Annotated in this window: 13 protein-coding genes; 12 read left to right on the top strand and 1 reads right to left on the bottom strand. The window is 40.2% G+C overall.

The genetic code is table 11. The features are described 5' to 3' along the window. Window positions 1-1,002 precede the first annotated feature (1,002 nt). From EV146_RS09060 to EV146_RS09010, 11 genes are all read left to right on the top strand, one after another. Window positions 1,003-1,905, top strand: coding sequence for an AEC family transporter (locus EV146_RS09060; protein WP_219916284.1), 903 nt, complete (start codon window positions 1,003-1,005; stop codon window positions 1,903-1,905). Window positions 1,906-2,653: 748 nt separating this feature from the next. Beyond that, window positions 2,654-5,908, top strand: coding sequence for an FIMAH domain-containing protein (locus tag EV146_RS09055; protein ID WP_181215851.1), 3,255 nt, complete (start codon window positions 2,654-2,656; stop codon window positions 5,906-5,908). Between the two features lie 445 nt (window positions 5,909-6,353). Beyond that, window positions 6,354-7,232, top strand: a complete 879-nt coding sequence (locus tag EV146_RS09050) for an ABC transporter permease (protein WP_241993890.1) — start codon at window positions 6,354-6,356, stop codon at window positions 7,230-7,232. Continuing rightward, complete coding sequence (locus EV146_RS09045; RefSeq protein WP_121613658.1) at window positions 7,232-8,101, top strand: carbohydrate ABC transporter permease; 870 nt, start codon at window positions 7,232-7,234, stop codon at window positions 8,099-8,101. The genes EV146_RS09050 and EV146_RS09045 overlap by 1 nt, the downstream gene beginning before the upstream one ends. A gap of 63 nt (window positions 8,102-8,164) precedes the next feature. After that, window positions 8,165-9,706: an extracellular solute-binding protein gene (locus EV146_RS09040; protein WP_132004963.1), complete on the top strand. Its 1,542-nt coding sequence runs from the start codon at window positions 8,165-8,167 to the stop codon at window positions 9,704-9,706. Between the two features lie 109 nt (window positions 9,707-9,815). Beyond that, on the top strand, window positions 9,816-11,132 hold the full coding sequence (locus EV146_RS09035; protein WP_132004960.1) for a Gfo/Idh/MocA family protein: 1,317 nt from the start codon (window positions 9,816-9,818) through the stop codon (window positions 11,130-11,132). A gap of 70 nt (window positions 11,133-11,202) precedes the next feature. After that, a complete protein-coding gene (locus EV146_RS09030; RefSeq protein ID WP_241993876.1) occupies window positions 11,203-13,323 on the top strand; it encodes a glycoside hydrolase family 88/105 protein in 2,121 nt (706 codons plus the stop codon). Window positions 13,324-13,360: 37 nt separating this feature from the next. After that, window positions 13,361-15,652 carry a helix-turn-helix domain-containing protein gene (locus EV146_RS09025; protein ID WP_132004957.1) on the top strand — a complete coding sequence of 764 codons (2,292 nt, stop codon included), beginning with the start codon at window positions 13,361-13,363 and terminating at the stop codon, window positions 15,650-15,652. Window positions 15,653-15,695: 43 nt separating this feature from the next. Next, window positions 15,696-17,750, top strand: coding sequence for a glycoside hydrolase family 65 (locus EV146_RS09020; protein ID WP_181215852.1), 2,055 nt, complete (start codon window positions 15,696-15,698; stop codon window positions 17,748-17,750). 27 nt (window positions 17,751-17,777) lie between these two features. Then, window positions 17,778-18,917 carry a glycoside hydrolase family 88/105 protein gene (locus tag EV146_RS09015; protein ID WP_132004954.1) on the top strand — a complete coding sequence of 380 codons (1,140 nt, stop codon included), beginning with the start codon at window positions 17,778-17,780 and terminating at the stop codon, window positions 18,915-18,917. Between the two features lie 83 nt (window positions 18,918-19,000). Further along, window positions 19,001-21,394 (top strand): glycosyl hydrolase family 95 catalytic domain-containing protein, encoded by a 2,394-nt coding sequence (locus EV146_RS09010; RefSeq protein ID WP_132004951.1) that lies wholly within the window; start codon window positions 19,001-19,003, stop codon window positions 21,392-21,394. Window positions 21,395-21,733: 339 nt separating this feature from the next. Here EV146_RS09010 and EV146_RS09005 read toward each other — a convergent pair whose 3' ends face one another. Next, entirely contained in the window at window positions 21,734-22,405 is a 672-nt protein-coding gene (locus tag EV146_RS09005; protein WP_132004948.1) for a YtxH domain-containing protein, read from the bottom strand. Window positions 22,406-22,855: 450 nt separating this feature from the next. Here EV146_RS09005 and EV146_RS09000 point away from each other — a divergent pair, with 450 nt between their 5' ends. Further along, the gene (locus EV146_RS09000; protein WP_121613651.1) at window positions 22,856-23,056 is read left to right on the top strand and encodes a cold-shock protein; all 201 of its coding nucleotides are present in this window, start codon (window positions 22,856-22,858) and stop codon (window positions 23,054-23,056) included. Window positions 23,057-23,592: the final 536 nt, after the last annotated feature.

Below are 23,592 nucleotides of genomic sequence, written 5' to 3'. Positions count from 1 at the left end.
TAAGAGGGAACGAAGCTTGAAAATGATTTATGCATCAATTCTTTTGAGTTATGCATCGATTAATTCCGTTTATAGATTGATAATTTTAGTTTATGCATTGATTATTTGGTTTTATTGAAAAACCCGTGTCCGGATTGTGACAGCGGGCTTATCTGGAGTTAATTTTACTAGTTAAGTCGGTATTGAATTTGATAAAAGGCAGCTTAAAATTATGTTTATTGAAAAACCTGTGTCGGGCACGTGACCATGGGCTTTTTTCGGTGATTTTTACTTGGTTTATCTTATCTGGGTGGCATGTGAATCATAATGGAAGGCTGGTTGAGCCCTTTTAGCGGGTTTTTTGTCTGTTTAGAGGAACCCCAGCAGCCGGTTTTAAGAGGGAACGAAGCTTGGAAATGATTTATGCATTGATTCTTTTGAGTTATGCATCGATTAATTCCGTTTATAGATTGATAATTTTAGTTTATGCATCGATTATTTGGTTTTATTGAAAAACCTGTGTCGGGCGTGTGAAAGGGGACTTTTTTGAAGGGATTTTACCGAGTTAGTTTATCCAGCCGGTATTATAAAAGGTAACTAGAAGTTTGGTATTGTTGAAAAAGCTCGTCAGGCTTGTGTATGTGCCTTTTTGTGAGATTAATTCTAGTTGGCATATTTTAAGTAGAATAAAAGGTAACGTGTATTTTAGTTATATTAAAAAAACATGTGTCTGGCATTTAAATTTCGAGTTAACTTTTCTACGTGCTAGTTAAATAAAAGTCACAGGTATACCACGATACTTAAAAGTTGGCCCGTTACAAAGAAAACTGCTCGAGGACTCTCTTTCCTGGCAAACTTTTAAACTGCAAGCACCTGAGAAGTCTAAACCTAGTATAAGGGGCGGAATTATTCCATTAAAAGCTGGATTCATAGACTTGGATAAGAAAATAAACTAAAATTGATAAATGGATTAATATTCATTATTTAGAAGAGTGAATTAATTTTGTCAGGGAAGGGTTCTGGATGATAGATTTGCTGTTAATTGTATTGCCTGCTTTTCTCATTTTTGGCACAGGGTATATTGGGCAGAGGGTGCTCAAGCTACATATTAAATCGATTTCGACGATGTCCCTGTATCTGATGCTGCCATTTTTAACATTTGATACGTTTTATACGAATGAATTAAACATGAATTATTTATACATGTTTGTTTTCACTGCGGGGCTGGCACTTATTTTAATAGGTTTTACTCTTCTTGTTGGGAAAGCTGCTGGTGCTGACCGGCCGAAAATGGCTGCGATGCTGCTGGGAAGTTTATTTCCAAACAGTGGAAATTATGGTGCCCCTGTAGTCTTGTTTGCCTTTGGAGCAACGGCCTTTAACTATGCCGTTATCATTATGGTGATTCATTCCTTGCTGGTAAGCTCTATTGGCATCTTTATCGCTTCATATGGCGGCGGCAAATCAGCATCGCCTAAGCACGCCTTGTTAAATATTTTAAAAATGCCTGTACTATACGGCGTTTTCTTTGGGGTACTGCTGCAGCTGATCCATCTGGAATTGCCAGCAACCATCGTAGATGGAATAAGTCTTGTTGGATCGGCATCCATACCTACTGTAATGTTAATACTTGGAATGCAGCTGGCTGAAATTAAACCGCAGAAGTTTGAATGGAAGTATGTAAATACCATTTTGCTTACTCGTATGGCAGCCTCTCCGCTTATAGCAGCTGCACTGGTCACTTTTATGCCGGTTGATGAACTGATCAAGAGCGTGTTTGTGATACTGGCGGCGATGCCGGTTGCAGCAAACACCACAATGCTGGCACTTCAATTCGATGTGGAGCCAGACTTGATCTCATTTACAACGCTGATTACGACATTGGTCAGTTTGGTGACCATTCCTTTGACTCTATATCTTTTATAGATACTCTCAAAGGTGAACTGTATGAAAAAGACCTTATCGTTTATAGAGATAAGGTTTTTTCATGTGAAAACCACGCACCTGCCTAATCGTTTTGGGATTTACTGTCTACAAAAAAGTTAAGAAAAACGTATTAACAAAGGGCCTTTTATAGACAGTTGTCCTTTAATCAAATTTTTCATTTCTATGTTATTAATTCCACATTATTTCTCTGATAAATCCTCCAGCACATACCGTCCAGACTCTTTGTCTACAAACAATTTTTCAATTGCTTAAACGAATTCAACACATTCTCTTCTATTCTATAATCTGTGCATTTCCTGGGGAATTGGACGATTGTTTTTGTGTGAAGTGTGTAGCTATAATGACTGTGAAAATAGTGAAATTAAAGGAGGTTAGACAAAAGTCACCGTATCAAACATAATTTAGTAAGCGTTTTCACTGCTGTTATGTAGATGGAATAGTATAACAATTTTATTTCATCCGACCTCTCTCTGCTTCTCAGAAAATAAAGGAGGTGAAATGAGACAGCGATGGAATCGGCAATTATTAAAACCGATCAGAGGTTTTTGATAATCCAATGGAATGAATAGTGAGAGCCGCATTTTCTAGTCACAGGAGAAAGTATAAAAACGCAGTCCATCCGAATTTTTAAAGCCTGAAGTAGTCACTCTCACTAAATAATTCATAGTAAAAAAACCTCACGAATGCCATTCAGTAGCATAAAAAAATATGTTGGCGGAGGTACAAAATGAAGCGGTTTTTGGCAGTATTTTTATGTTTTGTTTTATGTGTTTCACTCTTTCCATTGGCGGCTCCTTCAGTAAAAGCAGATTATTCTTCTTTGCCTGCATTTCCAGGAGCAGAGGGCTTTGGTTATGCTGCAGTTGGCGGACGAGGCGGTGAGGTTTATCATGTGACAAGCTATGAACTTACAGGACCCGGTACGTTTCATGATGCACTTACAACTGCTGGAGAAACCCCCCGGACAATTGTATTTGATATTTCCGGTGAAATTACAATTCCAAAGATTGTAGTGAAAGGAAAATCAAATATAACCATAGCGGGTCAGACAGCGTCAGGCGACGGTGTGACGATTAGAGGCAACAATATTCGTTTCATAGATTGTAACGATATTGTGATCAGATATGTGCGCTTTCGTATGGGGAAACTGAGCTTTAATGATGATTCCATGTATTTTGAAGATTGTCAGAATGTCATTATCGACCATTCTTCCTTCTCATGGGGAACAGATGAAGTGTTGTCGATTAAAAGTAAGGACTATGACAATCCAAAATCAAAAAATATTACGGTTCAATGGTCGATGATCTCTGAAGGTCTGCTTACCCACTCGATGGGCGGCCTGATTGAGATGAATACGATCAGCATGCACCATAATCTTTATGCCCATAACAATGACCGAAACCCTAAAACGAAAGGGCAAATCGATTTTGTTAACAATATTGTATATAACTGGGGTGGTTTTCCTTATGTTGCCGGGGGCGAATCCGGAACCAAAGGGTATGGCAATGTAGTAGGGAACTATTTTGTGGCAGGAAAAAACTCTGCTGATCCAGAGTATGCGATCGTCCGAGGAAATGAGAATTATAGCGTATATATCGATAACAACCGTATTGACAGCAATAAAAACGGCATTCTGGATGGGAATGACACGGGAACAGGTTTAATAGAAGCCGAAAAGCCTAGTGTTGTAGTCGAAGAACGTTTTGAATACCCGCCTGTTCACACACAAGATCCGGAAGTTGCCTATAAGCATGTATTGAATCATGTTGGTGCGTCTTTGGTACGGGATGCTGTGGACAAGCGTGTAATTCATGATGTCAGAAATCAAACAGGGGTAATTATTGGAGATGAAAATGATGTTGGCGGTTTTCCTCTATTGAAGAAAGGAAAAGCCCCTTTGGATTCCGACCGGGACGGAATGCCGGATCATTGGGAACTGGCAAAAGGCTTTAATCCTGCCGATCCAGAAGATCGAAACGGTGATGCCAATAATAATGGCTATACGAATCTCGAAGAATATTTAAATGAATTGGCGGCACCTGGCTTTCCAGCGGACTACCCTGCCACACCGCCTTCATGGTCCGGACAGCCATTCGAACCACCTGTGGAGCCAAAACCGGAACCAACCCCAGAGCCCGTGGAAAGTATGGATGGAGAGTGGGTAAGAAATGTAGTGATCAATGATAATAGCAGCAATGGAACGAAAAATGCTTCATTATGGTCAGTTGAAAAGGATTTGCAGATTGGTGATTATGTGGCAGGGGACCGATTAACAGGGAGCAAGGTGTATCGATTCGCCTCTATTCCGGATGAAATAAAAGGCATGGAATGGATTAGGTCAGCGACAGTATCAAGGAGCTCAACTAGTCCGGATTTGATTTCCTTCTACTTGGCAGCTGATGCAGATGTTTATGTTGCACATGATGCAAGGATTGCCGATAAGCCTGAATGGTTAGCTTCATCCTACGAGGATACAGGTAAACTGATTACAGATGATCAGCCGGTAGAGTATAACCTTTATAAAAAACATTATGCTGCAGGCTCCTTTGTGGTAATGGGAGCGAATAATAGTACATCAAAAATGAACTATTTCGCTATTGTGAAACCAACTGGGACAGAAAAAGTTCCGCTGGAGAATTCCCCTTCTGAATTGACAGGCAAGGTGATCGAGGACGGCGCTATTTCATTAAAATGGACACCTGAAACTGGGGCAGATAGGTATCTTATTTACCGATCTTCATCTGTGGATCCTGTTTTTAAAGCGATAGCTAGTTCTAAGACAGCAGAATTTAAGGATACAGAAGTAGAAAAAGGAGCCGCTTATAAGTATCGAGTTTCGGCACTTAATGCTGGGGGTGAATCGCCTAAGTCCGATGTTGTTGAAGTGTTTACCTTTGATTCAACACAGCCCAGACCGAATGTCCCATCAGGATTAAGTGTGCCGGCGACAAAGAGTTTGTCCGTTACCTTAGAATGGGCACCGGCAGAAAATGCGATAAGCTACACTGTCTACAGGGCAGCTGAACAAAATGGCAACTATACGAAAATTGGCAGCACCTCAACTGCTGAATATGTTGATAGGAACGTTACTCCTTCCACTACCTATTATTACAAAGTAACAGCTACCGGGATTGGCGGGGAATCAGGAAAATCAGAAAGTATCAAAACGACAACCAATCATCCTGTGATTTTACCAGAGATGCCTGCAGGTCTGTCTGCAGGTAAAATAAGCACTTCTGCTTTTGAAATTAAATGGGATTCAGCAGACAATGCTGAAAGTTATACGATTTACAGAAAAGCAGACGGGGATAGTGATTTTACAAGGATTGATCGTACGACAGCTCCACACTATATTGATGACAGCATTAGTGTAAGTAAAACGGGCTACACCTACAGAGTTTCTGCAGAGAATGAAATGGGTGAGACAGAGCAATCAAAGGAACTGCGTATTAAAATGCCTGTGCCTCAAGCACCATCCGACTTGAAGGTGGGCCTAGTGGGAGAATCGTTTGTCGGCTTGATATGGAAATCCAACGGAGGGGAAAACCAGGTAAATATTTATAGAGAAGCAAATGGGAAAGTAGAAAACGTTGGGTATGCAAAAGTAAATACGTTTTACGACCGAACAGCAGAACCTGGTGTTGAGTACACCTATTATATCAAGGCTATGAATGCAAGTGGAGAATCCGAAATGTCCAATAGCGTAATAGTGACACCTGGATTCGTAACGGTATTAGAGAATTATATGGAACAATTCCAGAAAACTGGTGAATTGTCAGGTCCAGCTTTTGCCCAATTATCAGCTACTCTTAACCAAGTGAAACATCACATGAACAAGGGTTCAAAAAAGCAGGCGATCACATTTATGGAAAAATATGCAGATCAACTTCATTCCAAAACAGATCAGCATCCAATCCAATCTGAAGCTAAATGGATCCTTTCACATTATGCCCAACTATTTATTCAAAAAATGAAAAGTTGATTAGTTGAAAATCGTCCGAAAGAATTAAGATCACTTTCGGACGAGGATTTTTCATTCATTACAACCAGTTAACCAGCCTGATAAGCTGGAACTTAGAGATATACATATCTTACATACAACAAACAATTTGAATAAAAGGCTTCAATATCAATGTTTTTAACGCTTATAAAATTGATGAGTTACTATTTTTTTAAAGCTTGCTAGAGTAGGGAATCTTCTGTCCAAAGAGTGCCTTTATCTACAATTTGTGTATCAGGTGCAAAAATGGATGATTGTTTGAGAGGCATCATGATAGATACAATAAAAATTAAGAATATTAAAAAAATAAAAAAGGGGGCAGATTATGGATCATTCACCTGTTAAACAGCAAAGTGTTTCAGAATTACCACTGAATGCAGAATTACTTATTCAGAAGAAAAGTCTCATCAGAATCTACCTGGAAAATATGAAGAAACACTGGATGCTCTATGTCATGATCATTCCAGGAATTTTATATTACATCATCTTTAAGTACGTACCATTGTTAGGAAGCGTTATTGCATTTCAGGATTATCAGATTTTTAAAGGGATATTCGAAAGTCCATGGGTTTGGTTCGAAAACTTCAAATATATCTTTTCCTATCAAGATTTTTATCAAGTATTGCGGAATACAATCATGATTGCTTTTTATCAGCTTATATTTGGATTCCCTGCCCCGATTATTTTGGCCCTGTTGTTTAATGAAGTACGATTAATGTTCTTTAAAAGAACTGTTCAAAGCTTGTTTTACCTCCCCCATTTTTTATCGTGGGTAGTTGTTGGAGGGATTGTGTTTGAATTGTTGGCAGCAGAAGGGGTTATTAATGCGATTCGAGGGTTGTTTGGAGCAGCGCCTATCCTGTTCATGCAGGAAGAGAGTTATTTTCGTACCATTGTTGTCGTCTCAGGTATATGGAAAAGTGTTGGCTGGGGGACAATTATCTACTTGGCTGCAATAACGGCCATTAACCCAAGCTTATATGAAGCGGCTGTCATTGATGGTGCAAATCGTTGGAAACAGATAAGATATATCACCCTGCCATTATTATTCCCTACAATCTTAGTTCTGTTTTTGCTGAATATCGGAAATTTCTTAGAGCTGGGATTTGACCAAATCTTTAACTTGTTAACTCCGATGACTTATTCAGTAGGCGACATTATCGAAACATATGTTTATCGAGCAGGAGTGCTTCAAGGTCAATTTAGTGTCACAACGGCAATCGGTTTATTCCAATCCGTTGTAGGCTTTATCTTGCTTTGGATTTTTAATAGACTTGCAAGAAAATCAGGACAGGGGTTATGGTAATGAAAAAATCATGGGGAGAAAAAAGCTTTCAGATCTTTAACTATACGTTTCTTAGTATTTTTGCAGCTACGATGATTCTGCCATTAATTCAACTGTTAGCTGTTTCATTTAGTTCTCCAATTGCTGCTGAATCAAAAAAGGTATTTCTGTTTCCAGTAGAATTTACATTAGGCACTTGGAAGCATATCCTTCAGAATGAAGTGCTATGGAGATCATTTGGAGTCACTATTTTTATTACCGTTGTTGGTACATTCTTAAGTATGCTATTTACCGTTCTAACAGCATTTCCGTTGTCCAGAAGGGAATTTCTCCTGAAAAAACCCATAATGATTGCCATTGTGATAACGATGATTTTTAATGCACCAATGATTCCGTATTTTTTAACCGTTAGAGAGCTTGGGCTGATGGATTCCATTTGGGCACTTATTATTCCTGGTTTAATAAGCACCTTTAATATGATTATCGTAAGGACATTCTTTATGGGGATACCAAACGATTTAGATGATGCAGCAAAAATAGACGGCTGTAATGATCTTCGGCTATTGTTTCAAATCTATTTGCCGCTTTCAAAGCCTGTACTCGCGACCATCGGGTTGTTTTATGCAGTTGGTTACTGGAACAGCTTTCAAGCAGCAGTGCTATTCTTGCGTGATCAGACTTTATGGCCATTACAAATGAGATTGCGTGGTTTTTTCTTATCTCCAGAAGCTCTTGCTGAAGTGAATTTAGTTACTGGGGACTACGATTTTAATACGATAACTTTGAAAGCGGCTACAATTATTTTTGCGACAGTGCCAATCGTATTGGTATATCCATATTTACAAAAGTATTTTGTAAAAGGTGCTGTCCTAGGATCACTTAAGGAATAAGAAGATATGGCCGGCTATCGGTTTTATCGAATAAATCTTTTAAAAAACAAAGGGGGATCTTGAATGGGAAAGAGTAAGAGGAAGTCATTAATCGTCATGCTATTTGCATTGATGCTTGTGATTGGTACGCTTGCCGGTTGTTCTGGCAAGAAGGAAGTTGATGGCTCATCTTCTGGCGATTCTTCATCAGAAGACATTAGTAAAGTGAAAGTTTTTAAGAGTCATATGGGAATAGGAAAACTTCCTGGTCCTGATGATCCTCATGTTAAAAAGGTACTGGAAGCAACGGGTGTTCAATATGAATTGATGGCAACTCCTGCCGGGGCCGATCCTGCTGAATACTTAAACTTGATGTTTGCGTCAGAAGATTATCCTGATATTTTCCGCCCGATTGGCGGGTTTGACCAAACCTTGATCAGCCAGGGTGCTGTACTGCCTTTGGATGATCTGCTGCCGAAATATGCACCGCATGTTTGGGAAAGTATTCCGAAAGAAGCATGGGATGTCGTTCGTTCGGCTACGCCTGATGGAAAAATATATTATGTGCCAAAGGTTTACCTCGTTCCAGAAAGAGCAGCCTTAATTCGTCAAGATTGGATTGAAGCAGTCGGGATGGATATGCCGAAAACAGTAGAAGAATACAAAGAGCTATTAATAGCGTTTCGTGATAAAGATCCAAATGGGAATGGAAAGCAAGATGAACTTCCGACATCAGGAAGGGAATTTGGAAAATGGATGGACCACTTATTCGCAATATATGGTGTAGCAATGTGGGAAGGTGTCCCAGAGTGGGATATTTATGAAGGTAAAATTCAATATGCCGGCGTCTCTAAAAATATGAAAGCAGCCATTTCATTTATTCGTGAATTATATAAAGAAAAACTGTTAGATAATGAAACATTTTTGAATAAAGGCGAGGTATGGACAGCGAAGATCAATACGAACTTGGTAGGAAGCTGGTACCATTTGCCTGGAAACTTGCGTGATCGTCACAATGCAATGCTTGAAGGAGCACCAGATGCCTATGTGGCTGGAATGCCGCTTCCGAAGGCTGAAGGGTTTGAAGGGTATATTACTCAAAAAAGCATGGGTGAACCAGAGTGGATGATTCCTGCGGCATCTGAAGAAAATGCTGAAGCTGCTTTGAAATTATTAGACTTCTTCTACGACCCAGCCAATAACGAATTAATCACTTATGGAATTGAGGGGGCTCAACATAAAGTAGAGAATGGTAAAAAGGTATTGCTTCCTCCTACGGATGAAACACCGATTGCATTAGGAATGAAAAATTTAGTTACGAAAGAAGACATGGATATTCGTATTGACCAAACGATGGAAGACTATCAAAAACAAATGGTGAAAGATATCTTTAAAGTCAGTACTTCAGATGCCAGAAGAATTGCAGGAGACGGCTTGCCATCTACCGTTTACCAAGGATTTCCGGATATTCAGTCACATAAATTATTCCAGGAATATTTAACAAAAATCGTGATTGGTGAATGGCCGATTGAAAAGTTCGATGAATTTGTAGATAGATGGAACAAAGCTGGCGGAGAGGAAGTTACTGAAAGAGTTCAAGAGTGGTATGAGAGAGTAAACGAGTAGTTACGAGTTCCAACTTTGACAAAAGCTGTTGCTCAAAAATAGTGATTTTTGAGCAACACTTATTTTAAATAAGATTGAAAATGAGAACCACTTGAAAGGAATGACATGAATGAAGAAAAGATATGCCATTTGCGGTGTAAGCGGGAGAGCCCTAGGCATGTTTGCAAAGCCGATTGCTACTACCTATTCTCAAACATGCGAAGTTGTCGGGTTATTAGACCGTGACCCGAAACGGTTTGAGTTATATCAAACGAGATTTCCAGAAGATTCTTCTGTAAAAACGTATGGCGAATTAGAGTTTGATCGTATGGTTGCTGAAACCAGGCCGGATGTCATTATCGTTGCCGGACGTGATGACAGCCATGCGAAGTATATCATTGCCGCCCTGGAACGTGATTTAGATGTTATAACAGAAAAGCCAATGGTTACAACAGGTGAAGATTGCAGAAAAGTGCTGGATGCCGAGCAATCCAGCAAGGGGAGGGTTACGGTTACCTTCAATTACAGATATTCACCCATACATACAAAAATCAAAGAAATGATTAAGGAAGGAAAGATAGGAAGAGTCACTTCGGTCGATTTGAATTGGTATCTTGATACACACCATGGATCAAGTTATTTCAAAAGGTGGAACAGGTTGAGAGAATTATCTGGCGGACTATCGATTCATAAGAGCACACATCATTTTGATTTGGTGAATTGGTGGATTGATCAAAAACCTGTTGAAGTGTTTGCATATGGGGCGCTTAATTATTATGGGCCGGATGGAGAGTTAAATCCTAAAAAAGAGGATGGCAGACATTGCGAAACATGTTCCTATACAGAGGACTGTTCCTATTACTCCAGGTGGAATTCGAGAAGGGAACAGATTCAGGTACCGGATGATCATCTCGGTTCACTGTCAGGGGAGGGGAATAAATACCCTTACACCGGTTATCGTCCAGATCAATGTATATTTGATTCAGAAATCAATATAGAGGATACCTATGCTGCAACTGTTAAGTACAATGAAGGCGCCTTGCTTAGCTACTCTGTTAATTTCTCTCTCCCATATGAAGGTTACCGCCTGGCAATCAACGGAACAAGGGGGAGGCTGGAAACGATTGAGTATCATGCTAAGGGCCGGATTCCCTTCCCTACCCCAATCCAGACAATTGATTATTTTCCTTTATTCGGTTCTAAGGAAACCATTCATGTTGTCCATCGGGAAGGAGGCCATGGGGGAGGAGATCCACTGCTTTTGGAAGATCTCTTTTTAGGGGAAGATCAACGGAGACCTTATAAAATATTGTCTGGTGCCTTAGATGGTGCCTTTTCGGTTGCGACAGGCGAAGCTGTATGGAAATCAGTCAAAGAACACCGTCCCATTACTATTGACGAAGTTCTCAAACAAAAAAAGTACCTATCAAGTGGAGAGGTGAGTTGACTTGGAACAGCTGCCGTTTTTCTCTAAAGAGGTTAGCATGTCCCATTCGCACAGGATAGAAGATGTTCTTATGACAATCGCACAACGCTATATTGGAACAAATCCTGCCAGGCCTCCTGAGTACCGGATAACAAGAGAGAATGCAATTAAGAAGGATCCACATCACCGTTATGTTTTTCCTATATTAGCGATGTTTCCAGAAATGAAGGAGGGACAAAAAATCAATGCCTGGGCGAAGCTGTGGGCTGAAGAAGATCATTCCTTTGCTTTTCTGCTTACATGTCTAGGACCTGTCCGCTTGTACCATAATGGGGTCAAAAGATTTGGGTCAACTCATGAAGAGGAAGCAGGCGATATTAGACTTTCTTTACATTTAGTTAAAGGCTGGAACCATTTTGTTCTTGAAATTGAGAAGGGAGTACAGGGGAGCGGAGCAGTTTTTGGAACAGGTAACCGTAAAAATTTCCCCTATCATTTTTTAGCTCCTTCGCTTGATCGGGATGGAGAAGAAGGCTGGATCTATACCGAACCGATGTTGGGGAATCTTGATTCAATCCCCTCCATGTCATGCAGAGAATATTCAACGGGCTGTAATTGGTTTCCAAGAATCACACGTTTTCCTCAAAATGAAAGCCCTCTTGCAGCTATCTATGGAATGAAAAAAGGATATTCCGCTTATGCATGGACGAAGATAAAATGCGGATCCTTAGATTCTCTTATCCTCAAAGGGAAAACATACGGCCCAATAAAGCTCTTCGTTAATGGAGAGGAGTTATTTCAGCAAGAAGATCAAGGTGATATAGATGTAGAGCTAAAAGTGCCAGTTGGCTTACATGACTTAGTGGTGAAGAGTGATTGCGGAAACGATCATTGGGGGTTTACCTTGGAACTTCTCTCAAGTCATGGTGAATTCGGCATTCCGCATGAAGTAAAAGGGGCCTTTGGTACTTGGCTTTATTTAGGACCATTTTCAATAGATGAAAAGATTATGATTTCTGCCTATATGTCAATGGACAGTGTACCTATTAACAAAGATGGCGAGTCTTTTTTTTGGTGCTCGGGCAAGGGGGAGAATGTTAGAGCTTTTCTTGAAAATCAACTATTTGGAAAGTGGAATTATCCATTAGGTGTTACGCTAAATGGGTTAATGGAAGCTGCGAAAGAGTTGTCCAGACCTGATGTGATTGATTATGTCCTAAATCATGTTGAATTTGCCACATCGAGATATGAATATTCCAAATGGGATCAAAAACAATATGGGGCAGCTGGTATAAACAATCAACTTTCAGATATTGACAGTCTTGATGATTGCGGGTCCTTTGGTGCCTTGATGCTCTTGGCAAATAAACACCGCCTTTTGAAAGGTGCCGGGAAAATTGCAGACATTATTGCTGAGTATATCATGAATCAGCAAAGCCGATTAGATGATGGTGCACTATATCGTGAAGTTGGTGTCTCCCGGAAGATGGACAATACGATGTGGTGTGACGATATGTATATGAGTGTTCCGTTTTTATGCCGCTACGCAGAATATACAAAAGATAGCAGTTATATAAATGAGGCTGCCAGACAGCTTTTGCTCTACAAGAAATATCTATACATGAATGAAAGCCAGCTAATGTCACATGTTTATCATGTTAAAGAGAAGAGGCCAACTCTAACAACATGGGGCAGAGGCAATGGCTGGGTATTGTTTTCATTAACGGAATTATTGAAAGTCCTTCCTGATAACCATGAGCATTACCAGGCAATATTGGGGTACTATCGCCAGCTTGCTGAAGGAGTTTTGAACGTACAAGGAAGCCATGGACTTTGGCATCAGGTTTTAACCGATCATGAATCTTACGAAGAATCCTCCTGTACATCCATGTTTATCTACGCTTTTGCGCATGGTGTTCGTTTCGGTTGGCTAGAAGACAAAGAACCCTATATACAAGCTATTTTGTCAGGGTGGAAGGGATTAACACAGCGGGCAATTGATAAACAGGGGAATGTATATGGAGTATGTCAAGGATCCAGTTATTCGTTTTCCCATTTCTATTATAAACACGAGCTTCCATGGAAATTAAATGATACCCATGGAATTGGCATTGTTTTACTAGCCGGAATTGAAACGATGAGGATGCTTAATAGCCAAGGGAAACTCTTTGAAAATGTAAATACAGGAAAAACCTCGTCCATCTGTAAATGAATATGTAGTATAATGCCAAAAAAGGAGGTTGAAGCGAATGGTCCAATCTTTCCAAAAATGGCTGAAATATTCATTTCGTAAAACCGAGACAAGGTTGATTTTGTTTTTATCGATTGCAGTTTTCTTTATCATTCTCATCGTGAGCATAACATCCTATGAAACGTCAAAGTCAGTGCTTCAGAAGGAGTTAAACGAGCCGCAGCAGCAAATGCTGCAAGTTGGTATGGATTTTATTGATAAGCACATTAGTGAAAGCGATAAAGTAGCGATTAAGGTTGCACTGGACACAAATGTTTATAGGTTTTTGAATAGCGATAAACAGAACTCCTATAGTAATATAACTGAAATTTATCAGCTATTATCCACTCTTATCAATAGTTCATCCTACATCAATAGTATTTATATTTACGACCTGAAACATGATAGTTTTGTGTCTGTGCCGCAAGGTTTTAGTTCACGTAAATCAACTTTTTTCGATTCAAAATGGGTGGATGTAGCCGATGAGTTCGGTGATGAAAAGATGATTGTCAAAAAGAGAAGTGTTAATGATGGCAAAAAATACGATCGCTCAGAAGTAACGTTATTCAGAAAAATTATGATTCAAGGTGAGTTCAAAGGGATTGTTGCGTTAAATCTTGGATATCACGACCTGTTTGAACCATTTAATTCTCCCGACATGGCCAATTTAAGCACCGCACGATTTATCATCGATCAAAATAATGAAATGATCTATTCTACTTCTTCTCCTTCTAGTCCTAAGCTTAATACGAAAGCGGTTGTAAGCGCTATATCCGAATTGAACGAAGAACATTTGGGCGATATTGCTTATAAAGATCAACAATTACTTGTCAGCCAGAATATTTCTCCATTAACAGGCTGGAAGTATGTTTCCCTCGTCCCCCAAGATAGTTTACTAGCCAAATCAAAGAAAGTCGGACATGTTGTTCTTTCAGTTTCAATCATGGCATTGTTATTAGGTGGAGTTGCGATTTTTTACATTAATTCTATTGCCTTTAGACCGATACGGAGAATGAAAGAGCTGTTTAATATCGGAAACAAAGACATCGACCACCACGATTTGCTGCACTTGGAAACTCTGGCCGGAGAACTTCTAAATAATCATGCCCAATTATCACATATGATTCATAAGGTTCGTTCCGAAGCTTCAGCCAAGTTTTTTAGTGATATTTATCATAATAATCTAACTAATTCGAGAGAGATTGAAGAAAAATGTCTTGGGTATTTTCAAGAAACATCTAATAAACCATTAAAGGTCGCCATTATTTCTATCGATCATTTTTCTCATTGGTCCGATCAATACCCAAGCTCTGATCATTCTCTATTAAAATTTGCCTTAGCTAATATACTGACAGAAACCTTAGAATCCTATTCCCATAGCGAATGCGTTGATCTAGGGAAGGATAAGCTTTTAATTGTCCTTCATCCAAGTTCAGATGAGAAGCTGTTAGACAGCAAATTAAAGGAAGCGCTTTCTATTGTTCCCAGCTTATTGGAGTTCAGTATCTCGATCGGAATCAGCAGCCAGAAATCTGATATTGGAAGTTTAGCAGAGGCGATCCTAGAAGCAGATACAGCTCTTGGCAACAGGTTATATTCAGGATATGGAAGTTTGTTAAAAAGCGAGGAATTAACGCAATGGGACAGCCGGAAGTTATCAATGGTCAGTAAAGTTCTAGATCATTTGAGAGAAGCCATAGATACAGGTGACAGTGAACGTACCAGCAGCCTGATTGGTCAAATCATTGAGGATATAAGAGGAAGTCGATTGAATCCGGAAAGAGCATTTTCCATCATAAAAATGATAAATGATCGATCCCTTCGTATTGGTCAGGATGAGGATAAGGGAAGAAGGAAAGAAAAAGATTTCTTTCAGTATCTGCACACGTTCCACATTGATGATGTTGCAGAGTTTCTAACTGAACAAGCGAATGACATCATTCAGGGAAATCTGTCGATTAGAACAAGTAAAGAATCCCTCTTAATTGAGAAAATGATTGAGTATATGAAGGACCATTTAGATGAGCCAATCGGCATAACCGAAATTGTTGATTCAATTGGCATAAGTGTTAGTCTGGCAAGTTCAATTTTCAAAAAAGAGATGAATGAAACGATTTATGGTTATTTTACGGGCTTAAGAATGAAGCGTGCTGCAGACCTATTGGTGAATACAGATGAAAAAATTTCAGATATCGCCATAAAGGTTGGGTACCAGCATGAAAATAGTTTTATTCGTGCTTTTCGAAAATGCAACAATATTACTCCGGGGAAATACAGGGAGGTCTTTAAATCGAAAAGGGAAGTTATTTAATTGTTCATGATGAATGCTGATAAAAAATTTTAGGGGAGAGATCATGTTAAATAGAAAGCAAATTATTGACCGCCATCACCCGATTATTAAAAGGATCGAACCGCTTTCACCGTTATCAATAGGAAACAAAGAGTTTGGATTCAGCTGTGATTTTACAGGGTTACAGACCTATCCGGAGATGTATGAGACCCCTCTTGGTACGCAATCAAACTGGGGATGGCATTATACTGGCGGTCCGAATCTTTTTTCGGAAAAGGATATTGTTTTTCAACAGTATGATACCTATGGACGGCAAGTGGATTATCCGATGAAACCGGAAGGAAAGGATGAAGCTTACCACTGGTTAAGGCAAAATCCTCATAGATTGCAATTAGGGAGAGTATCCTTCCGTTTTTTAACCAGCAATCATCAAGTGATACAGCCTGATGAGATTACAGATATTCATCAAAGGCTTAACCTATGGACTGGGACGGTTGAAAGTAAATTTATTGTAGATGGAGAACCAGTCCAGGTTAAGACGGCCTGTCATTCAGATGATGGTGTTATAGCAGTTCAAGTGTTGTCTCCATTGCTCAAAGACAAGCGAATTCAGGTTTTTACTCTATTTCCTTCGCCGGATATCACTCATAATAGTTGGTCGAAAGCGATACACCCGGATTGGGAAAATGATGACAGACACCTAACAGCCTATCAATCTCTTTCAGACAGAGCAGGTTTAATCACCCGAAAGATGGATCAGGATCAATATTGCGTAAGATGGGACTGGAACAATGGGTCAATTGAACAAACAGGTGTGCATGAATACACCTTAGCAAGTGATGGGAGTGCCGACTGCTTAGAATTTTCCGTTTCCTTCGCCCGTGAAGAACCTTCTGCTGTAAAGCCAAAGGAAGTTTTTGAATCGAGCGGGTCCTTCTGGGAAAACTTTTGGCAAACGGGAGCTGCTCTTGATTTTTCTGAAAGCACTGACTCGCGTGCAATAGAATTGGAACGAAGAGTTGTTCTATCACAATATTTAACTGCGATTCATAGTGGCGGGTCATTGCCTCCGCAAGAGACAGGCTTCATGTATAATAGCTGGTTTGGAAAATTCCATTTGGAGATGCACTGGTGGCACGCTGCACATTTTCCGATATGGGGACGAAAGGAATTCCTGGAAAATAGTCTTGAATGGTACCATTCCATCCTGCCGCAGGCAAAAGAACTTGCCAAATCACAGGGATACACTGGAGCCAGGTGGCCAAAAATGGTAGGAATTGATGGAAGGCAAAGTCCTTCTCCAGTAGCGCCAGGTTTGATTTGGCAGCAGCCGCATCCAATGGCGTTAGCTGAAATGTGTTATCAGGTGAATCCTTCTTTTGATTTTCTTAAGCGTTTTCAATCGGTCGTCTTTGAGGCTGCAGACTTTATGGTATCTTACGCACATTATGATGAAAAAAAGGAAGCGTATGTACTTGGGCCGCCGCTCATACCTGCTCAGGAATGCCATTATATTCATGAAAGTATAAACCCTCCATACGAGCTTGAATATTGGAAGTATGGATTGGAGATCGCCATTAAATGGGCGGAACGGCTGCAAGTCCCAGTGAACCCAATGTGGTTAAGGGTAGCAGGTTCAATGGCAAAGCCACGCCATGAACAAGGAGTATATCTTGCACACGAGAAGTGCTTTAATACATTCACAGAGAAAAACCACGATCATCCTTCCATGCTTGGAGCTCTAGGTATTTTGCCGGGCACTCTAGTTGATTGGGAGATTATGAGAAATACATTATATAAAGTAAAAGAAGTTTGGGATTGGGAATCGGCATGGGGCTGGGATTTCCCGATGTGTGCAATGACAGCTGCCAGGTTGGGTGAAAGGGAGCTTGCTATAGACTTTCTTATGATGGAAGCTACTAAAAATACCTATTTAGTAAACGGCCACAATTATCAAAGGCCTGGTTTGACCGCCTACTTGCCAGGCAATGGCGGGCTGTTAACAGCTGTTGCGATGATGGCTTGCGGTTGGAATGGCAGTTCTGACCATCAATGCCCAGGTTTCCCTCATGATGGCAATTGGTCGGTGAAATGGGAAGGATTACATTCTTTGTTGTAATAGTTATAGAGTAAAGGAGAGTAAAGCATGAGTTCAAATCAATGGTCAACAAAAATTGCAGAAACCGTTCTGAATCAATGTGAAAATGGCTACCATCCGAAAATAGCTAATAAGTGGGGATATGTAGCCGGCATGGCTTTAAAGGCATTTGACTGGCTCTCTGAATGGGGCGGAAATGAAAAATATCATCAAATTGTGAAGAAACATATGGACTTATTCATCCAGGAAAATGGAACAATCAGGGATTATTCCATTGAGGAATATAACTTGGATCATATTAATAAAGGAAAAAACTTATTTACACTATGGGAGAATACTAGAGAAGAAAAGTATGAGAAAGCGATTCAACAGGTAGTTATGCAGCTTGAAGGACAGCCAAGAACAAGTGAAGGCGGTTTTTGGCATAAAAAGATCTATCCTTTTCAAATGTGGCTTGATGGGGTATACATGTCATCCCCATTTTTAGCACAATATGCAAAAACGTTTCATGCCCCAGAAGGGTTTGATGAAGTAGCGCGACAGATCTTGTTAATTGAGGAGAAAACGCGTAACCCGCAAACAGGGCTTTTGCATCATGCATGGGATGAAAGCAGGGAGCAGCGTTGGTGTGATAGAGGAACGGGACGATCCTTACACATTTGGGGACGTGCAATGGGATGGTATTCGATGGCGATTGTTGATTCGCTTGAACACTTTCCGGTCAATCATCCAAAGCGTGGGCAGATCATGGGAATTTTTGAGCGAATGGCTCATGCTATTAAAAACGTCCAGGATCAAGAGAGCGGCCTTTGGTATCAGTTAATGGACCAAAACGGCCGTGATCAGAATTACCTTGAAGCTTCTGGTTCTTGTATGCTCACATATGCCTTGGCGAAGGGGATCCGGTTAGGTTATCTATCAGGGATTGACAGTGAAGTGGTTTTCCGTTCGTACGAAGGAATCCATAAGCATTTTGTGACTGAAGATGAGAAAGGTGTTCACCTTCATCAAATATGTAAAGGCGCCGGTCTTGGCGGGTCCAAGTATCGAGATGGCTCTTACGACTATTATATGAGTGAAGAAATTGTAAGCGATGATCTGATGGGAGTAGCACCGTTTTTACTGGCAAGCATAGAAATGGAGAAACTGGCAAAAGCCAGGCAGGCTGAATCATTAGAAATGTTTTAATGAATCGAGTAAATGCGAATATCACTTGCTCTTTGGGCAAGTGATATTTCTTATATTGACAGTTATCGGAGGTTCAGTTGCAGATGAATAAAAAAAATCCTAGTAATCGGATTGCTTTAAAATATCCTGCTGCATGGTGGAAGAATATGTGGAGAGAAGGTCTTCCATCCGGCAACGGCAAAATAGGTGCTTCTGTTACAGGTGGTATAGGCTTGGAAAAGATTTTGATCAACCATGAAGGGCTATGGCATCTGGGAAAGAAAGATACACTCCCTGATCTTAGTCGTACGTTGAATGAAACCCGTGAGATGATGAATCAGGAAAAGTACCTTGAAGCCAGCTGGCACTTAACCAATTCATTAAAGGAGACCGGATATCAAACTCGCTTGGCCTCGTTTTTACCTCTCGTGGAATTAACACTTAGGATGCAGCAAACAGATGGGTTTAAGCACTATCGAAGAGAAGTTGATATGGAAACTGGAGAGGTAACAGTAAGGTGGGAAGAAGGAAAAGAGAAATTTGAACGGAAATTATTTGTTTCGCGGATGGATGATATGGTTGTGTATGAAATAAACTCAACCGGGAATTCTCTCACTGCGGAGTTTCAGCTTGACTTAAAAAAGACTGACAGTATCAGCATGGTACAGCGGGTAAAAGAATTAGAAAATACAATAAAGCTTAAAGTTGAGGATCAATTTATCTTCTTTGCTGCTAAAAATGACGATAACACGGAGTATGGGGCAGTATTGCGAATGATTCCCACTGGTGGAAAAATCAGTATCGAAAATGGCTGCCTGCGTTGTGCAGATGCAAGATCAATACAAGTGTTGATGAAAGTCTTTATAAAAGGAGACCATGTACAAGAGTGGTCACGGCTTCAAGATGAGCTCTTGGAGATCAGAGGTAATTATCAGGATTTGCTAAGTGCTCATAGTCCCCTGCATCAATCTTTATTTCACTCAGCCTCTTTACAATTACATGAATCTACTGACGAACAATCAAACGAAGAACTCCTGCTCGACGCATATGAAGGTGAAGCTTCTCTCTCATTAATAGAAAAACTCTGGAAGTATGGCAGATATCTTTTTATCTCGGGCACCAGGCGTCAGGGACAGCCGTTTGGGATGTATGGCTTATGGGGCGGAGATTATCAACTCATGTGGTGCCATCGGATGGCAAATGAGAATATTCAAATGATGTACTGGCATGCAGCAGTGGGCGGATTATCTGAATTAGTACCGGCATTATTTACCTATTATGAGGAAATGATGGCGGATTTTCGTGAAAACGCTAAAAAACTCTATGGATGTCGAGGTATTTATATCCCAGCAGGTACAACTCCTGGTATTGGTGTACCCAATCAAATAGTCCCTGTCATTATGAATTGGACAGGTGCCGCTGGGTGGCTGGCACAGCATTATTATGATTATTTCCTCTACACAGGAGACAAAGAACTTTTAGTCGGGAAAGTGCTCCCATTTTTAAAAGAAGTGGCCCTTTTCTATGAGGATTTTCTCGTCTTGAATGAGGATGGCCTTTATCAATTTTACCCATCTGTCTCACCTGAAAATACCCCGGAGAATTTTATGCCGAAGGACGGAAAACCACTTGCCCATCCTATGCCAACTACCATAAATGCAACGATGGATTTTGCGATTTTGAAAGAAGTGTTACTTCACTTAATTGAGGGGGCGAACGAGGCGTCAGTTTATTTAGATGAAATTGATAAATGGCAGGAGATGCTTACGCGAATCCCTCAATATGAAGTCAATCAGGATGGTGCCATAAAAGAGTGGATGCACCCAAACTTTGATGATCGTTATCACCATCGTCACGTTTCCCATATTTACCCTGTCTTTCCTGGCCGGGAAATTAATACTGAGGAGGATCGTAAACGGTTTGAAGCTTTCAAAGCAGCCGTCTCTAAAAGAGAATTAGGAGCTCAAACGGGGTGGTCACTGGCTCATATGTCGTGTATATATGCTAGATTACATGACGGTGATAAAGCATTGGAATGTCTTGATATTCTTTCACGTTCCTGTCTATTGCCCAACCTTTTTACACTTCATAACGATTGGAGAAACATGGGGGTGAGCATGGAAATTGAGACAGCACCGGTGCAGCTCGATGCGAGTATGGGGATTATTAATGCTGTCCAGGAAATGCTTCTATATGTTTCTCCAGCCTTAATCAAATTATTACCTGCCTTACCATCAAGGTGGAAAAAGGGGAACATAAAGGAATTTCGTTTTATGACCGGAAGGATTTCTGTCTCATGGGATATGGAAGCACAAACATTAAGGGGAGAGATCGTTGCTGACCGGGCTACGGAAATAACCTTAAAACTACCTCCTTTTGCGAAAATGTGTTTATTAAAGGGGAAAGGGGTTATTACAGCACAGTCATCTTTAGGGGAAGCTTATTATGACATCGTGATGGACAAAGGTATGACTCTTTTAATCGAACCAAAGTCGTAATTGAGTTTTGCAGCGGTATTAGATGGATTAATAATCAAACTGTGGAAATAGGAAGGGGCAATGCCATACCTAATACTAACAATAGAAATGAGGCTAAAATTTAAACGTGTATTAAATAATAACAGAGATTGAACAGAGATCTGGGTTCTCCTTGATCAAAAAAAGGCACGAGATATGAAGCAGAACGATTAAGGTAAATGAGTTAGTATCCCTGTTACAAGTAGTAAAGATCCAGCCCATATTTACTTGATGAACCCATTCGGATGGGTTTCTTTTTAGTGGAGATATAAAAAATGGTAAAAAAGGAGCAAAATAACTTTGCTCCTTTTGTGCATTTATTTATTGATTTTCCGATTTAGGAACTGAAAAGGACTCTCCTGCTTCAGCGACCTTCGAGACAGCATCCTTCGCTTTTTCCTTCGCTTCTTTAACGACGTTCACCATATTCGCCGCACTGCTAAGGTTGTCAGTGAGCGATCCATTTTTCATGGATGTTAACTGGTCATTGACCAGCTGGTAAATGTCCAATGCTTCATTCATCGCTTCCTGCAAGGACGAGGAGGCTGTTTTGAACTGGTCCATAATCTCATTAATCGTTTCTTTTGGGTTGTCCTTCAGCTGCGAGAACATATCCACCGAAGTATCCTTTAGGTTAACGGCTCCGTCAACGACTTTTTCTCGAGTATTGGAATCCCGCAGAGCGATGACTCCGCCAATCACTGCACCTAAAAGAATGCCTGGTACAATCAGGTTTCGGGAAGATTGTTCATTTGTTGTTTCCTCGTAGCCTACCACGGTTTCAGGACTGGCAATGTCCTGAGTTGGAACGGCATCCTGTTCCGCAGAAACTGTTTCCGGGTTAATAATGTTCTCGTCGGACAATGCCTCCTGACCCATTGGTACAGTTTCAGGGGTCACTGTCACCTCTGCATCAGACAGTGCTTCCTGGTTGGGAAATAAATTTTCTGGGTTGGACGATGTATTACGGTTAGTCGATGAATTTTGCTCCATGAATGTTACCTCCTTGGGTTCTTATGAAGACTTATTTCCCCGTTTCTAAAATAGGTAAACTAGATTGGGAACCAGAAAGTGGTGCATCAAGGCATTGCTGGAAAGAATCTGTCCGTTAAAAGCTTAACCTCTTGTGCGATTTTATTATGGGAAAAGGGAGGAAGCAGCAGCTCTGTACTAAGAGGATGGGTAAAAATCAAATCGTTAATTGGAGGTAAATTAAAAGAAATATGTGTTAAAATTTGTTGATACAATAGCAGTTATTAAAGAAATTGGCGTAATTTAAATTGATTTAATGATGTCGACTTGCGTTAATATGGAATATATGTTATTCTAAGGAAGAATTATTTTTGTTTGTTCGGTCGCAAAAGTTAATAAAGCTTTTAGACTTGAAATTGTAAGCAAGGATAGTAACAAAATGTGTGCCAAGCACACGAGGAGGAAACACAAATGGAAAAAGGTAGAGTAAAATGGTTTAACGCAGAAAAAGGATTCGGTTTCATCGAGCGCGAAGGCGGAGACGATGTATTCGTTCACTTCTCAGCTATCCAAAGCGAAGGCTTCAAGTCTTTAGACGAAGGTCAAGAAGTAACTTTTGAAGTTGAGCAAGGTCAACGCGGACCTCAAGCTTCTAACGTTCAAAAAGCATAATTAAACCAAGCAGAACCAAAGGCTGTCGACTAACCTCGACAGCCTTTATTTTTTATGTCTGACTTTAATGATTGGGGACCACAAGGTGCTGATAAGATAAGCTAAACCTTTTGGAAAATAAAAGGGCAGGGTGCCAGACAAGTCAGTTTGAAAAATAAGCTAGCTCATATGGAAAATAAAAATGATCTTTTGAAAAATAAAAAAGTCATTTTGGAGAATAAATCAGGATAATGACAAATAAGAGCGGTAGTTTGAAAAATAAAAGTGGGTCAGGGTGCCTGGCGAGTCTGTTTGAAAAATAAGCTAGCTCATATGGAAAATAAAAGTGATCTTTTGAAAAATAAAAAGGTTATTTTGGAGAATAAATCAGGATGATGAAAAATAAGAGCGGTAATTTGAAAAATAAAAGTGGGTCAGGGTGCCTGGCGAGTCTGTTTGATAAATAAGCTAGCTCATATGGAAAATAAAAGTGATCTTTTGAAAAATAAAAAGGTTATTTTGGAGAATAAATCAGGATGATGAAAAATAAGAGCGGT

Source organism: Mesobacillus foraminis (assembly GCF_004340465.1).
Taxonomy (GTDB): Bacteria; Bacillota; Bacilli; order Bacillales; family Cytobacillaceae; genus Mesobacillus_B; species Mesobacillus_B foraminis.
Note: the sequence above shows the minus strand (reverse complement) of the source record. Positions and strands in the feature narration are given on the sequence as shown.